The sequence below is a fragment of the Bradyrhizobium sp. CCBAU 53340 genome (genome assembly GCF_015291645.1).
Classification (GTDB): domain Bacteria; phylum Pseudomonadota; class Alphaproteobacteria; order Rhizobiales; family Xanthobacteraceae; genus Bradyrhizobium.
In genome coordinates this window covers 2896986-2910305 of record NZ_CP030055.1, presented here as the reverse complement: position 1 = coordinate 2910305, position 13320 = coordinate 2896986, and the positions used below count along the sequence as shown (strand labels likewise).

The following is a 13320-nucleotide window of genomic DNA, read 5'->3' as shown; positions in this document are numbered from 1 at the left end:
TCGTTCGCAGGAGTGAGCCTCAGGAGAAAAGCAATGTCCGACCAGCCCAAATCCGAATCCGGCTTCCAATATTCCCTCAGCAACCTGAAGCCCGTGACCCCTGCCGCCAAGGTCACCCTCACCTTCCCCGACGGCGCCCGGCGCGAATACGACAAGAGCGTTACCGGCCTCGAGATCGCCAAGGGCATCTCGCCCTCGCTCGCCAAGCGCACGGTTGCGATGGCGCTCGATGGTGTGCTCACCGACCTCAACGATCCGATCGACGCCGACGCCAAGCTCAGGCTGATCACCCGCGACGAGCCCGAGGCGCTCGAGCTGATCCGCCATGACTGCGCACACGTGCTGGCGGAGGCCGTGCAGACGCTGTGGCCGGGCACGCAAGTAACCATCGGCCCCGTGATCGAGAACGGCTTCTATTACGACTTCTTCCGCAACGAGCCGTTCACACCGGACGACTTTGCCGCGATCGAGAAAAAGATGCGCGAGATCATCGCGCGCGACAAACCTTTCACCAAGGAAGTCTGGGATCGCGAGAAAACAAAACAGGTGTTCCGCGACAAGGGCGAGGCCTTCAAGGTCGAGCTGGTCGACGCCATTCCCGGCACCGAGCCGATCAAGATCTACTACCAGGGCGACTGGTTCGATCTGTGCCGCGGCCCGCACATGACCTCGACCGGCAAGGTCGGCAATGCCTTCAAGCTGATGAAGGTGGCCGGCGCCTATTGGCGCGGCGACAGCAACAACCCGATGCTGACCCGCATCTACGGCACCGCCTTCGCCAAGCAGGAGGACCTCGACGCTTACCTCAAGCAGATCGAGGAAGCCGAGAAGCGCGACCATCGCAAGCTCGGACGCGAGCTCGACCTCTTCCACTTCCAGGAGGAAGGTCCCGGCGTCGTGTTCTGGCACCCGAAGGGCTGGACGATTTTCCAGCAGCTGATCGCCTATATGCGCCGCCGCCTGACCGGCGATTACAGCGAGGTCAATGCGCCGCAGATCCTCGACAAGGTGCTGTGGGAGACCTCGGGCCATTGGGGCTGGTACCGCGAGAACATGTTCGCGGCGCAGTCGGCCGGCGACGAGGCCGAGGACAAGCGCTGGTTTGCGCTCAAGCCGATGAACTGCCCCGGCCACGTCCAGATCTTCAAGCACGGCCTGAAGAGCTACCGCGACCTCCCCTTGCGCCTCGCCGAGTTCGGCGTGGTGCACCGCTATGAGCCGTCGGGCGCCATGCACGGCCTGATGCGCGTGCGCGGCTTCACCCAGGACGACGCGCACATCTTCTGCACCGAGGACCAGCTCGCCGAGGAATGCCTGAAGATCAACGATCTCATCCTGTCGACCTATGCGGATTTCGGCTTCACCGGCGATCTCACGGTCAAGCTGTCGACGCGGCCGGAGAAACGCGTCGGCACGGATGCGATGTGGGATCACGCCGAGCGCGTGATGGCGACGGTGCTGCGCGAGATCCAGGCGCAGAACAACCACATCAAGACCGAGATCAATCCGGGCGAAGGCGCCTTCTACGGGCCGAAGTTCGAATATGTGCTGCGCGACGCCATCGGCCGTGACTGGCAGTGCGGCACCACGCAGGTCGACTTCAACCTGCCGGAGCGGTTCGGTGCGTTCTACATCGACCATGACGGCGGCAAGAAACCGCCCGTGATGGTGCACCGTGCGATCTGCGGCTCGATGGAGCGCTATATCGGCATCCTGATCGAGCACTATGCCGGCAACTTCCCGCTCTGGCTCTCGCCGGTGCAGGCGGTGGTCACGACCATCACGTCGGAAGGCGACGAGTACGCCAAGGTGGTGCTGGAGCAGGCGCGGCGCGCGGGCTTGCGGGTCGAGATCGACCTGCGCAACGAAAAGATCAACTACAAGGTCCGCGAGCACTCGCTGGCCAAGATCCCGGCGCTGCTCGTGGTCGGCAAAAAGGAAGCCGAGACGCATTCGGTCTCGGTCCGCCGGCTCGGCAGCGATGGCCAGAAGGTGATGACGACCGAGGAGGCTATCGCCGCCCTGGTCGACGAAGCGACCCCGCCGGATGTCCGGCGGGCGCGCGGCGCGGTCTGATACCTGAAATCGGTCTAAACTCGCTTTCGGTTGCGGGCGTGCATGCCTATCTCGGCATGGCACGCCCGTCGCCCATCCGAAGAGGCCATCGCAATGCCTGATGCCATCGAACTCCTGAAAACCCGCCGCTCGGTCAAACCGCGCGAGATGACCGGGCCCGGCCCCTCGCCGGCCGAGCTCGAAACCATTTTGACCATCGGCGCGCGGGTGCCCGATCACGGCAAGCTCGCGCCCTGGCGCTTCATCATTTTCGAGGGTGACGCACGCCAGCGCGCCGGCGAGGTGATCGCCAAGGTCTTCGCCCGCAAGAATCCCGGCGCCCCCGCCGCCGATATCGAGACCGAACGCAAGCGCCTCACCGATGCGCCGCTGGTGATCGGCGTCGTCAGCTTCACCAAGCCGCATCCGAAGGTGCCGGCGTGGGAGCAGGAATTGTCGGCGGGCGCCAGCGTCATGAACATTGTCACGGCGGCGACCGCACTCGGCTACGGCGCCTGCTGGCTGACCGGCTGGTTCTCGTTCGATCGCGACGTGCTTGATGGCCTCGGCCTGAAGGCGGACGAAAAGCTCGCCGGCTTCGTCCACGTGGGCAAGCCGACCAAGCCCAGCGAGGATCGTCCGCGACCGGTCCTTTCCGACATCGTGACGCGGTTTTAATCGAAGTCTTGTTGACGCCTCTGACGTCTTGCGGCTTTGATCCCTGCCGCGAGGGAGGGAGCCCGGATGAAGCGTCGCGAATTTCTGGTCGGGGCTGCGCTGCTGGCCGGCGGAATGACACGCAGCCGCGCCGGCGACATTCCTGCCCCCGCGCCTGACAAGCTGCGCCCCATCACCTCGTTCTTCGAGAACGAGGTCACCACCGGCCGATTGCCGGGGGCCATCGTGCTGATCCAGCAGCATGGCAAGCCTGTCTATTTCAAGATGTTCGGCGTGCGCGACGTCAGGACCCGGCTGTCCATGACACCGGACACGATCTTCGCGATCCATTCCATGACCAAGCCGATCACCAGCCTCGCTGCGATGATGCTGATCGACGAGGGCAAGCTGGCGCTCACCGATCCCGTGTCGAAATACGTCCCGCTCTTCGCCGGCACCAAGGTGGGTCTTGAGGTCACCAAGCCCGACGGTTCGCTGGCGCTCGATCTGGTGCCTCCAATTCGTCCCGTGACGATCAGGGATTTGATGCGGCACACCTCCGGCATCAGCTACGACTATATCGGCGGCAAATGGGTCGAGCTCGCCTACAAGGAAGCCGACATCTTTGCCGGCCAGTTCGACAACAGGGAATTTGCCGATCGCATCGCCAAGCTGCCGCTGGCGCGGCAGCCGGGCACGTTGTGGCGTTACGGTCATTCCACCGATGTGCTCGGCAGCGTCATCGAGATCATCACCGGGCAGAATTTGTACGACGCCTTGAAGCAACGCGTTCTCGATCCGCTCGGCATGACCAACACGAAATTCGTACTGTCGACACCGGACGAGATCGAGCGCATGGCGCGGCCGCTGCCGAGCGACCAGATCCTGCTCGATGCCGAGCGCGAACGGCTTGCCCATCGGGAATGGCAATCCGGCGGTGGCGGCCTGCTCTCGACCATCACCGACTACCAGCGCTTTTCGCAGATGCTGCTCAATGGCGGCGAGTTCGACGGCAAGCGCTATCTCAGCCCGGCCGCCTTCAAGGACATGACGACCGACCAGATCGGACCGGGCTCCGGCGTCGGGCGCGACTATTTCTATTTCCCGGGCGACGGCTTTGGCTACGGCTATGGTCTCGCGGTACGCACCGAGCCCGGCGACGCGAAACCGCCGCCGCCGGGATCGCTCGGCGAATTGAAATGGGACAGTGGCAGCGGCACCTATTTCGGCGTCGATCCCAAGCTCGACATGGTCTACCTCCTGATGCAGCAGACCCAGAATGAGCGCGGCCGCATTACGCCCGCATTCAAGGCGCTGGTCTATGACTGCTACCCCGAGGAGCTACGCCGCCCGTGAGGTGCGCTGGCCGAAATCGGCCAGCAGCTTTGCGATCTCTGCGGCCGGCCGCGCCGCGCTGAACAGAAATCCCTGCACCTCGTTGCAGCCTTCGGCGCGCAGCCAGTCGAGCTGGTCCTCGGTCTCGACGCCCTCCGCGGTGGTGGTGATGTTGAGGCTGCGGCCGAGGCCCGAGATCGCGCGCACGATCGCGACGCAATCGGGCCGCTGCGCCAGATCCTTCACGAAGGACCGGTCGATCTTGATCTTGTCGAACGGGAAGCTGCGCAGATAGCTCAGGCTGGAATAGCCGGTGCCGAAATCGTCCATGGAGATGCCGACGCCGAGCTCGCGGAGCTGATGCAGGATCGCAAGGTTGGCGTCGGTCTCGGCAAGGAAGATCGACTCGGTAATCTCGAGCTCGAGCCGCTTCGGCGACAAGCCCGATTGCGCCAGCGCCGAGATCACGACCTGCACCAGGTTGCGGCTGCGGAATTGCGCCGGCGACAGATTGACCGCGACCTTGACGTCGTTGGGCCATTTCACAGCTTCGGCACAGGCTTCGCGCAGCACCCACTCGCCGACCGGCGTGATCAGGCCGATATCTTCGGCGACCGGAATGAATTCCGCCGGCGAGATCATGCCCTTCTCGGGATGACGCCAGCGCAATAGCGTCTCGAAACCGGAGATGCGGTCGGAGGCGATCGACACCAGCGGCTGGTAGTGCAGCTCGAACTCGCCATGGGCAAACGCGCGTCGCAGGTCGACCTCCATATCGCGGCGCTTCTGCGCCTGAAGGTCCATCTCGCGCTCGAAGAAATGGTGCACACCGCCGCCATCGGACTTCGCCCGGTACAACGCCATGTCGGCGTTGCGCATCAGCTCCTCCGTGGTCACGCCGTCGCCCGGCGACAGCGCGATGCCGATACTGGCGCCGATCACCATCTCCTGGCCGTCGACGTCGTAGGGGGCCTTCAGCATGTCGATCAGCAGGCTCGCGCAGCCGCTTGCCTCGTTCGGCGAGACGTCGGCCGCCAGGATCACGGCGAACTCGTCGCCGCCGAGCCTTGCTGCGAGATTGGCGCCGCGGACCGCGGTGGTCAGGCGTCCGGCGACGTCCTTGAGCACGCGGTCCCCCGCCGGATGGCCGAAGGAATCGTTGACGTTCTTGAACAGGTCGAGGTCGATATAGAGCACGCCGACACGCTTGCCGCCGGCCTGGTCGAGCGCCTGCTTCAACCGTTCCTGGAAATATTCGCGGTTCGGCAGGTCGGTGAGCCCGTCATGATGGGCCATGTGGGCGATCCGTGCCTCGGCCTTGCGCCGCTCGGTGATGTCGACCACGGCGACCAGATAGCCGTCGCGATCGTCAAACGCGACCCGGCGGCCGAAGGTCAGCACCTCGATCTCGCTGCCGTCGGCGCGCAGGTGCCGCCAGTTGCGCGAGGAATGATAGGTATCGCCGATGCGCTCCAGCGCCTGGGCGTGGCTGTCCCACTCGTCCTCGGGCCAGATCTCGTGCAGCTTCATGCGCAGGAACGCCGCGCGGCTGTAGCCGTAATGCTGGACCGCGGCGTCGTTGACGCCAAGGAACTGCTTGGTCTCAGCGTCGAACACCCACATCGGCATCGGATTGTTGTCGAACAGCAACCGGAACGAGGCGTCGCGCCGCTTCAACGCCGTGACGTCGGAGATCGTCAGCGAGATCACGTCGGCAAACGCGGTGGCGCTCAGTCGCAGATAACGGCCCTCGTGCTCGATCTCGAGCTGTTCGCCGCGGCCGCCGGAGACGGCCCTGAGCAGGAATTCCATGATCTCGGGTGCGGCCAGCAGCGTGCTGCCCTCGCCGATCCGCCGCCACAGCAGCGCTCCGGTCGGCGCTTTCAGCAGCAGCGCGGCGCTCTTGTTGTGGTGCACGACTTGAAGATCGAACGGCGCACCGCCGGCGTCGCGCAGGGTCGCCAGCGAAATGACCGCATCGTCGGTCGACGAGAAGATTGCGTCGAGCAGATTATATTGCGCACCGCGCTCGTTGACGTAGGCGCCGACCAGCGTTGCGCCCCAGCGCGAGGCGGTCGGCAGCGCCAGCACGTCGTATGTCCTGACCATGCCATCGCGCACGCAATGCGCGCTCGCATGATGTGGCTGCCCGGTTGCAAGCGCATTCACCGCCGCTTCCGACAGCGCGGTGGCACAATCCGGCGACAGCTCCGTGATCGGAATGTCCCAGCGCTCCTCGCCGAGCCATGTCTGGACGTAACGTCCGCTGCGTGACAGTTCGAGTGTACCGTCGCTCTTGAGCAGCGCGATGTGGTCGGCGAGCCGCCCGAGGCTGCCAAGCATCACGTCTTCATAGCGTGGCAGCCGGTCACCCGGCTTCAACGCGGCGCGCCATTTGCGCTGAAGCACCGGGATGTCGTCGAACATTTCGGTGGCCGGTTTGCCCGGCATCTTCTTCGCGGCACTCATAGCAGTCCCCAACGCACTTTCCGGCCGCATCCAATGCGGGCGCGCTTAATGCCATGTAAAAACGATGCGGCGCGGGTCTCGCTTCAGTGATTATGACAGTTTTAAGTCGCGTATTGGTTAGTGCGCGTTAGAGACTATGACAGTGGCTTGAAATGCGCAGCTCTCGTGTCCCGGACGCGCTGCAGCGTTCTTACGCTGCTGCGCAGCGCCGGGACCCAGGAAGCGACCGAGCACGCTGACGCATGGGCCCCGGCTCTGCAGCGCATCACGTCGGACGATGCTTCGCATCGCCGGGAGTGCTGCGCAGCGTCCGGGGCACGAGAGCGGCGCGGTCACGCGCAAATATCTCCAGATCGTCATTGCGAGCGCAGCGAAGCAATCCAGAATCTTTCCGCACCTGCAATGCCCATTCCGTCATCCCCGCGCAACCGCGAAGCGGTTGTCGCTGGAGGTGCGAGTGACGCAGTGCATCTGCACTGCGTTGCGAGCCTCGACGGATGAACGGCCGAGATGCAGCCGGGCTGTCGCCCTTCGAGGGCCGCTGAAGTAGCGGCCGCCTCAGGGCGACGGTCAGAGGACAGTGTTCGCGGCAACGTTAGCATTCGATCTTTCAATCACAGACGCACCTTCGCAGCCTCGCGGCTCATCTCGCCCGAGCTTTGCTTCATCAACCTCACCCTCATCTGAAAGAGGGCGCAGGGAAGGCCGGGTGCCCGACTGGCACCCGCGGTCCACTGTGCGAAGATTGCGCTACAAGAGGCTGCACAGCGGCATACAGGTGAAGCCGAAACATCCGGCCTTCCCTGCGCAGTGGTTTGACGGCTTATGTCGTGATCTCCCCGGGGAGCGATGCACTATTGCCCCCGTCGTCTCGCAGATGACCGATGTGCGCATCCGGTTGGACATCGCACATCACCACGAGACTTGGCGCACAGGCTCCGGGCGCCAGGACCACACGATTTTGCCGTACGCAGTCACACCGGTCGTGTGCGCGACGGCCTCGCCCACGGTTGCCCGCCCTGCAAGACCCTTCGCGCCGATGTGACTAGCGTCCACCGCCGCCCGGCCCGCGTCGTGACGATCGCGATACGCCCCTCTTCCTTGGGCCGGGTCGCCACGACACATACGCCATTTCCGAATTTCGGTAAAGCGGAATATTTGCAGGTGTGCGGATTGACGAAGATGTTGGGTGTTTTGCCCGACGAGGCTGGGCAAGAACGTTGGATCTCAGGAGTTGATGTAGGATTCGTCTTATGGCGAATCGCACATTCAAGACCGGAGAGAGCCGGGAGCAACCCAGTCTGCTTCCCGCTCGGATTGAGGACTATGTCGGGCCGGACAATCCGGTCCGGGCGATCGAGAGCTTCGTTCATGTCCTCGACCTTGCCAAACTCGGCTTTCGCCATGCGGGCCGCAAGGCTGAAGGGGCCGGCCAGCCGCCGTACGATCCGGCCGATCTGCTGAAGCTCTACCTTTACGGCTACATCAACCAAATCAGGTCGTCGCGTCGGTTAGAGCGGGAGGCCTGCCGCAATCTGGAACTAATCTGGCTTCTGAAGAATCTGAAGCCGGGTTATCGGACGATCGGCAACTTCCGCAAAGAGAACTGGGCGGCTCTGAAGGCGGCCAACCGCAGCTTCGTGCTGCTGATGCGCGAGCTCGGTCTTGTCGGCGGCAGCGTTGTTGCGATTGACGGCTCGTTCTTCCATGGCAACGCCAGCAAGGCCAGCATCTTTACGCGCAAGAGGCTTGCCGATCAGATCGCAAAGCTGGACCAGGAGATCGAGGCTTACGGCAAGTCTCTTGAGGACAATGATGCCGCGGAAGCCAAGAAGCCGGGCAAGGATGGGGCCGATGGCGACGACGGAGATGGTGGCGACATCGGCGAGAAGGTTGCGGCGCTGATGACAAAGCGCTCGCGCGCCCAAGCCGATCTTGTTCGGTTGGAAGAGAATGACCAGACGCAGCTGTCCCTGACAGATCCGGATGCCCGGCTTCTGGTCAAGAGCGGCCAAGGGGTTGCAGGCTACAATGTGCAGACCGCAGTCGACGACAAGCACAAGCTCATTGTCGCCAGCGAGGTGGTGAACGACAGCAGCGATGTCGGCCAGCTACATGCACTGGCCGTAGCGGCAAAGGAGTCCCTTGAGGTCAAGGCCCTGCAGGCGCTGGCAGATGAGGGCTATTACAGCAGTCGCGAACTGAAGGCCTGTGAGGACGATGGCATCACGGCCTATGTTCCGGTGCCGGAGGGCAACGCCCGGCTCGAGAAGCAAGGCCGCTTCGCCCTCAAGGACTTCAACTATGATGGCGCATCCGACACCTACCGTTGTCCCGCCGGCCATCAGCTACATCCGATGAAGAGCAGGCAGAAGAACACCAGTGGCCGCATCGAGATCCGCTACGCGGCGCGCGGAGCGACCTGCAAGACCTGCCCACTCAAGGTCTGTTGCCTCGCGTCGAACGCGACCAACCGGACGATCGGTCGCTGGGAGCATGAAGACGTTCTTGAACGTCACCGCGCGCGGATGCAGGGCGCAGGCGAGCTGATGCGCCGTCGTTCGGGGATTGTCGAGCATCCGTTTGGCACGCTCAAATGCCGTGCCGGCTACCGTCATTTCCTGGTCCGCGGTTTCGACAAGGTCCGCGGCGAGTGGAGCCTGATGGCGCTCTGCTACAACTTCACACGCGTGCTCAACATCCTTGGGTTCGACGCGTTTCTGGCTGCGCTGGCAAAGACGCTCGCTCCTTGCCGATCCACCCTCGCAGCCCTGCTGAAGGGCATCCAGGTTGCTCTAGGGGCCTTCTGGGCCAATATACAGCCACGGCTAGCAATCGGCCGGTTCGCTCCGGCCTGAGGGCGCCAACGACCAATTCTTGCCCAGCCTCGACGGACAACGCAAGCTCTTGTAGCCCGGATGGAGCGAATTCCATCCATCGCGACACGGCGACCCCGGATTTCGCTTCACTCCATCCGGGCTACGGAGTTGTGTTGGCTAATTTCTCGATCACCAGATCCACCAGAGCACGCAGGCGCGCCAGCCGCCTGAGATCGCGGTGATAGCCGATATAGGTGTCGCGGCCAGGTGGACTCACGCCGATGTCGAGCGCGACGAGACGCCGATCACGGTCGCCGAGCGGGCACGGCAGCACGGCGAGCCCACTGCCGCCCGCGCAGAGCTCGGCCTGCACTTGCCTGTTGTTGCTGCGCGCGGCGATCTCCGCCTTCGGTAGCGTGCGCTTCAACCAGACGGCGTCGGGCATGTCGGCGAATTCAGCGTTCATGGTCACGACGCGGACGCCGCTGCCGTCACCGGCACGCGGCGGCTTAAAGCCCTTCTTGCCGTAAAGCGCATAGGGAATGTGAAGGAGCTTTCGGGAGATGATTTCGGGCTCGTCGAACGGCTTGATGCGAAACACGAGGTCGGCCTCGCGCCGCGGCAGGCTGTAGAGCCGCGCATCGGTCAGGAGTTCGACGATAACCTTGGGATAGCGCTTGCCGAAGGCCGCGATTACCGGCGACAGCATCAGCGTGCCGAACCAGTCCGACGAGGACAGACGCAAGGTGCCGTCGAGCTGCGTCTCCGTCCCCGTCGCCTGCCGCTGCAGCGCGAGCGCTTCCTCCTCGATCCGCTCGGCATGCGCCAGCACGGCGGTGCCTTCATCGGTCAGGAAAAAACCGTCCGCCGTACGCTGGAACAGCGTCTGCCCGAGCGCCTGTTCGAGCGCACGCAGCCGCCGCCCCATCGTCGGCTGGGTCTGGCCGATTTTTCGCGCGGCCGCCCCTAGCGTGCCCTCGCGCGCAATTGCGAGGAAAATGCGCAGGTCGCTCCATTCCATCTGAAATCCCGCTCATTCAAAAATGCACGATCATCGTACATCCTTGTTCCTTCCCATGCAAAAAATCATGGGCATATTGGAGGGCGACAACGGAGCAAGACGAACATGACCAGACCATCGATAATGCGTGCAGGCGTACTGGAGACCCACAACGCGCCATTGCGAGTCTCAACCATCTCCACGCCCGAGATCGGCCCGCGCGAGGTGCTGGTGCGGGTGCGCGCAAGCGGGGTCAATCCGCTCGACACCAAGATCCACACCGGTGCTGCCGCGCACGCGCGCCATCCGCTGCCGGCGATTCCCGGGATCGATCTCGCCGGCGTGGTCGAGCAGACCGGACGCGAGGTCTCGCGCTTCAAGGTCGGCGAAGAAGTCTACGGCATGACCGGAGGCGTCGGTGGCGTGCAGGGATCGCTGGCGGAATTCGCCGTGGTCGATGCCGATCTCCTGGCATTGAAGCCGACCAATCTCAGCATGCGCGAAGCGGCCGCCCTGCCCCTGATCTTTATCACAGCGTGGGAAGGCCTGATCGACCGCGCCGCGTTGAAAGCCGGCGAGAGGGTGTTGATCCATGGCGGTGCGGGCGGCGTCGGCCATGTCGCGATCCAGATCGCGCGCGCCTTCGGCGCAGAGGTGTTTTCAACCGGCTCGGCCTCGCAGCGCACAACAATCGACGGATTTGGCGCTGTCTTCATCGACCGCGACACCACGGTTGAGTCTTACGTCGCCGAACACACCGGAGGCCGCGGCTTCGACATCGTCTACGACACCGTCGGTGGCAAGGTGCTCGATGCGTCCTTCACTGCGGTGCGACGCTTCGGCTATGTCGTGAGTGCTCTCGGCTGGGGCACGCATGCGCTGGCGCCGCTGTCATTCCGCGCCGCCACCTATTCCGGCGTGTTCACGCTGCTGCCGCTGCTCTCGGGCGAAGGCCGCGCGCATCACGGGGAGATCATGGCGGAAGCGACGCGCCTCACTGAGGCCGGCAAGCTGGTGCCGCTGCTCGATCCCAGGCGCTTTACGATGGAGAATGTTGGCGAGGCCTATGCGCTGATCCGCGATCACGCCGCCAAGGGCAAGTTGGTGGTCGAGATTTGAGGGCGCAGCACGCGCCGCTAATCCTCGCTGGACGCCGCGGAGCGGTTGCGCAGATAAGCCTGCGACAACAGGAAGAATAGTGCCCGCTCGCCGTGATATTTGGCTGAAGGACGCGAGCGCTCGAAGCCGTCGGCAAAAATCTTGCCGGACTGGTCGGAGACTTGCCACCGCCAACCGAACCGTTTGCGCCTGGTAAGGATCACTTCGAACATGCCGACGCGCTTGGTCCCCTGCTCCCTGCCGGTCCCGCAAACCTACCAAGGCTGCGCCGGCCTCCCCCATTGGACGGATGCCCGACATATAACGCAGCAGTACGGAAAGCGAATGAAATTGATTATCGGAAATGCGTATCTTGCACCTGAGATGGGGAAGTCGCGGCAAGACGGGAATAAGCCGATGCTGGCGGTGTTTTTCTAAAGCCTTTGCGGCGCGGCGCGGTGGTGCCGGCCGGGATATTCAAACAGAAACACAACACGAATGTCCGGTAAGCGAACACTCACCGAACCAGCGCCTGATTGGCGTTGCGTGCGCTGGATGAGAAGCGCGGTACGATGCTGCGGAAATCGCTGCGACAGCCTGCTGGTGGGAGCGCCCGCGGTCCCGGACGTGAGGGAGCGCACTTTCGTGCCCCGGACGCAGCGCGGCGTCTCTTCGACGGTGCGCTGCTGAGCCGGGGCCCGTGCCTCCGCACTGTGCCGTGTTGCTTGATGGTTGCCGGCTCTGCGGAGCGGCATTTCATGCCGCACGGCCCGGGATACGAAGTGCGCTACCGCGCCACCACTTCGACTTCGCCGTCGACGCCGTTCACGACGTTGAAGCCGCGCTCATAGACCTTGCCCTCGTTCTTGGCGATGGCGCGGTATTCGCCTTCGGAGAGCACGACGCGCGGGAAGGCGCCGATCGATTCCTTGATGACGTCACCGCCGGGGGTCAGCACCGACCAGGCGGTGTTGGCGAGCGCCTCGCCGCCCTTGTCGCTGACGAGCTTGAGCGTGATGACGGCGGCGCGGTGGGTGATGGTGACGTCGGTTAGCTTGCCGGCCTGGACGCGGATGTCCGAGCGCACCACCGAATTGGCGTCGCCGTAATTGGAGATGATGTAGTAGGTGCCCTCCGGAATCAGCACGACATCGCCGGCTGAGACGTTCGGCACCAGCGCGGCGCGCTCGCCGGATTCGAACTGGCTGCCCTTGTAGATCGCGAACGATATCTGGTTCTGCGGAATGCGGCTGGTGCCGACGCGGCCCTCGATGCGCAGGCCGCCGGCCGGCAACACGAAGGATTCGCGGTCGGTCTCGGCCTTCAGGCTGACGGTGCGGACCGCGCTGACAAGGCCGAAGGCGACGTGCACGACATAGTTGCCCGGCGGCAGCACGATGTTGGGCGTGGCGTTGCGATCCTCGCGGATCAGCTTGAAGGTGCCATTCTCATCGGGCCGGTCGGCGAACACCCGCCAGACCAGGCCGCTGGTGATCGCAGGCGTGTCCTTGCCGTATTTGGCGGACAGCGACAGCACGGCCTGCCCGGGCGCGGCAGCATTGAGGGGGGCGGCCGGTGGCACGCTCGACACCGCAGGGGGCGGCATGCTCGGCGTGCTCGGCTGGGTCAGGGTCGGCGGCAGGCTCGGGGGACCTGCGCCTGGGCCGGAGGGCGGCGCCAGGCTGACGGCGCCGCCGGGGTCGGGCACCGAAGCCGGCGGCACCGGCGGCGGGCGATCGGAGAACAGTTGCGCCTGAGCCGTATTTTGGCCCAGGCCAAGGAGGCAACCGACAACGACAAGCGCCGGCAGCAGCCTGCCGCCGCGCCGCCATCCGATGATGCCGTCACCCCCTAGAGTCATGCCCCCTGCTTTTCACCGAAAACGCG

At 64.2% G+C, this 13320-nt stretch carries 9 protein-coding genes; 5 read left to right on the top strand and 4 right to left on the bottom strand.

The window, feature by feature from the left end:
- The first annotated feature begins 33 nt into the window (after nucleotides 1-33).
- The 3 genes from thrS to XH89_RS13690 all read left to right on the top strand — a co-directional run bounded on the left by thrS (nucleotide 34) and on the right by XH89_RS13690 (nucleotide 4068).
- On the top strand, nucleotides 34-2076 hold the full coding sequence (gene thrS / locus XH89_RS13700; protein ID WP_194467556.1) for a threonine--tRNA ligase: 2043 nt from the start codon (nucleotides 34-36) through the stop codon (nucleotides 2074-2076).
- A 93-nt stretch (nucleotides 2077-2169) separates the two neighbouring features.
- Nucleotides 2170-2733 carry a nitroreductase gene (locus XH89_RS13695; RefSeq protein WP_194467555.1) on the top strand — a complete coding sequence of 188 codons (564 nt, stop codon included), beginning with the start codon at nucleotides 2170-2172 and terminating at the stop codon, nucleotides 2731-2733.
- A 66-nt stretch (nucleotides 2734-2799) separates the two neighbouring features.
- The gene (locus XH89_RS13690; protein WP_194467554.1) at nucleotides 2800-4068 is read left to right on the top strand and encodes a serine hydrolase; all 1269 of its coding nucleotides are present in this window, start codon (nucleotides 2800-2802) and stop codon (nucleotides 4066-4068) included.
- Here XH89_RS13690 and XH89_RS13685 read toward each other — a convergent pair.
- Nucleotides 4054-6516 carry a bifunctional diguanylate cyclase/phosphodiesterase gene (locus XH89_RS13685; protein ID WP_194467553.1) on the bottom strand — a complete coding sequence of 821 codons (2463 nt, stop codon included), beginning with the start codon at nucleotides 6514-6516 and terminating at the stop codon, nucleotides 4054-4056. The two genes, XH89_RS13690 and XH89_RS13685, sit on opposite strands and share 15 nt — an antisense overlap.
- Before the next feature lie 1253 nt (nucleotides 6517-7769).
- Here XH89_RS13685 and XH89_RS13680 point away from each other — a divergent pair.
- A complete protein-coding gene (locus XH89_RS13680; RefSeq protein WP_194464140.1) occupies nucleotides 7770-9374 on the top strand; it encodes an IS1182 family transposase in 1605 nt (534 codons plus the stop codon).
- A gap of 121 nt (nucleotides 9375-9495) precedes the next feature.
- Here the strand turns inward: XH89_RS13680 and XH89_RS13675 are convergent, their stop codons facing one another.
- Nucleotides 9496-10356, bottom strand: a complete 861-nt coding sequence (locus XH89_RS13675; protein ID WP_194467552.1) for a LysR family transcriptional regulator — start codon at nucleotides 10354-10356, stop codon at nucleotides 9496-9498.
- Nucleotides 10357-10461: 105 nt separating this feature from the next.
- Here XH89_RS13675 and XH89_RS13670 point away from each other — a divergent pair, with 105 nt between their 5' ends.
- Nucleotides 10462-11454, top strand: coding sequence for a zinc-dependent alcohol dehydrogenase family protein (locus XH89_RS13670; RefSeq protein ID WP_246767824.1), 993 nt, complete (start codon nucleotides 10462-10464; stop codon nucleotides 11452-11454).
- 17 nt (nucleotides 11455-11471) lie between these two features.
- On the opposite strand, the gene XH89_RS13665 is transcribed toward XH89_RS13670, so the two are convergent.
- Nucleotides 11472-11666 (bottom strand): hypothetical protein, encoded by a 195-nt coding sequence (locus XH89_RS13665; protein WP_194467551.1) that lies wholly within the window; start codon nucleotides 11664-11666, stop codon nucleotides 11472-11474.
- Nucleotides 11667-12220: 554 nt separating this feature from the next.
- Entirely contained in the window at nucleotides 12221-13294 is a 1074-nt protein-coding gene (locus tag XH89_RS13660; RefSeq protein WP_194467550.1) for a hypothetical protein, read from the bottom strand.
- Nucleotides 13295-13320: the final 26 nt, after the last annotated feature.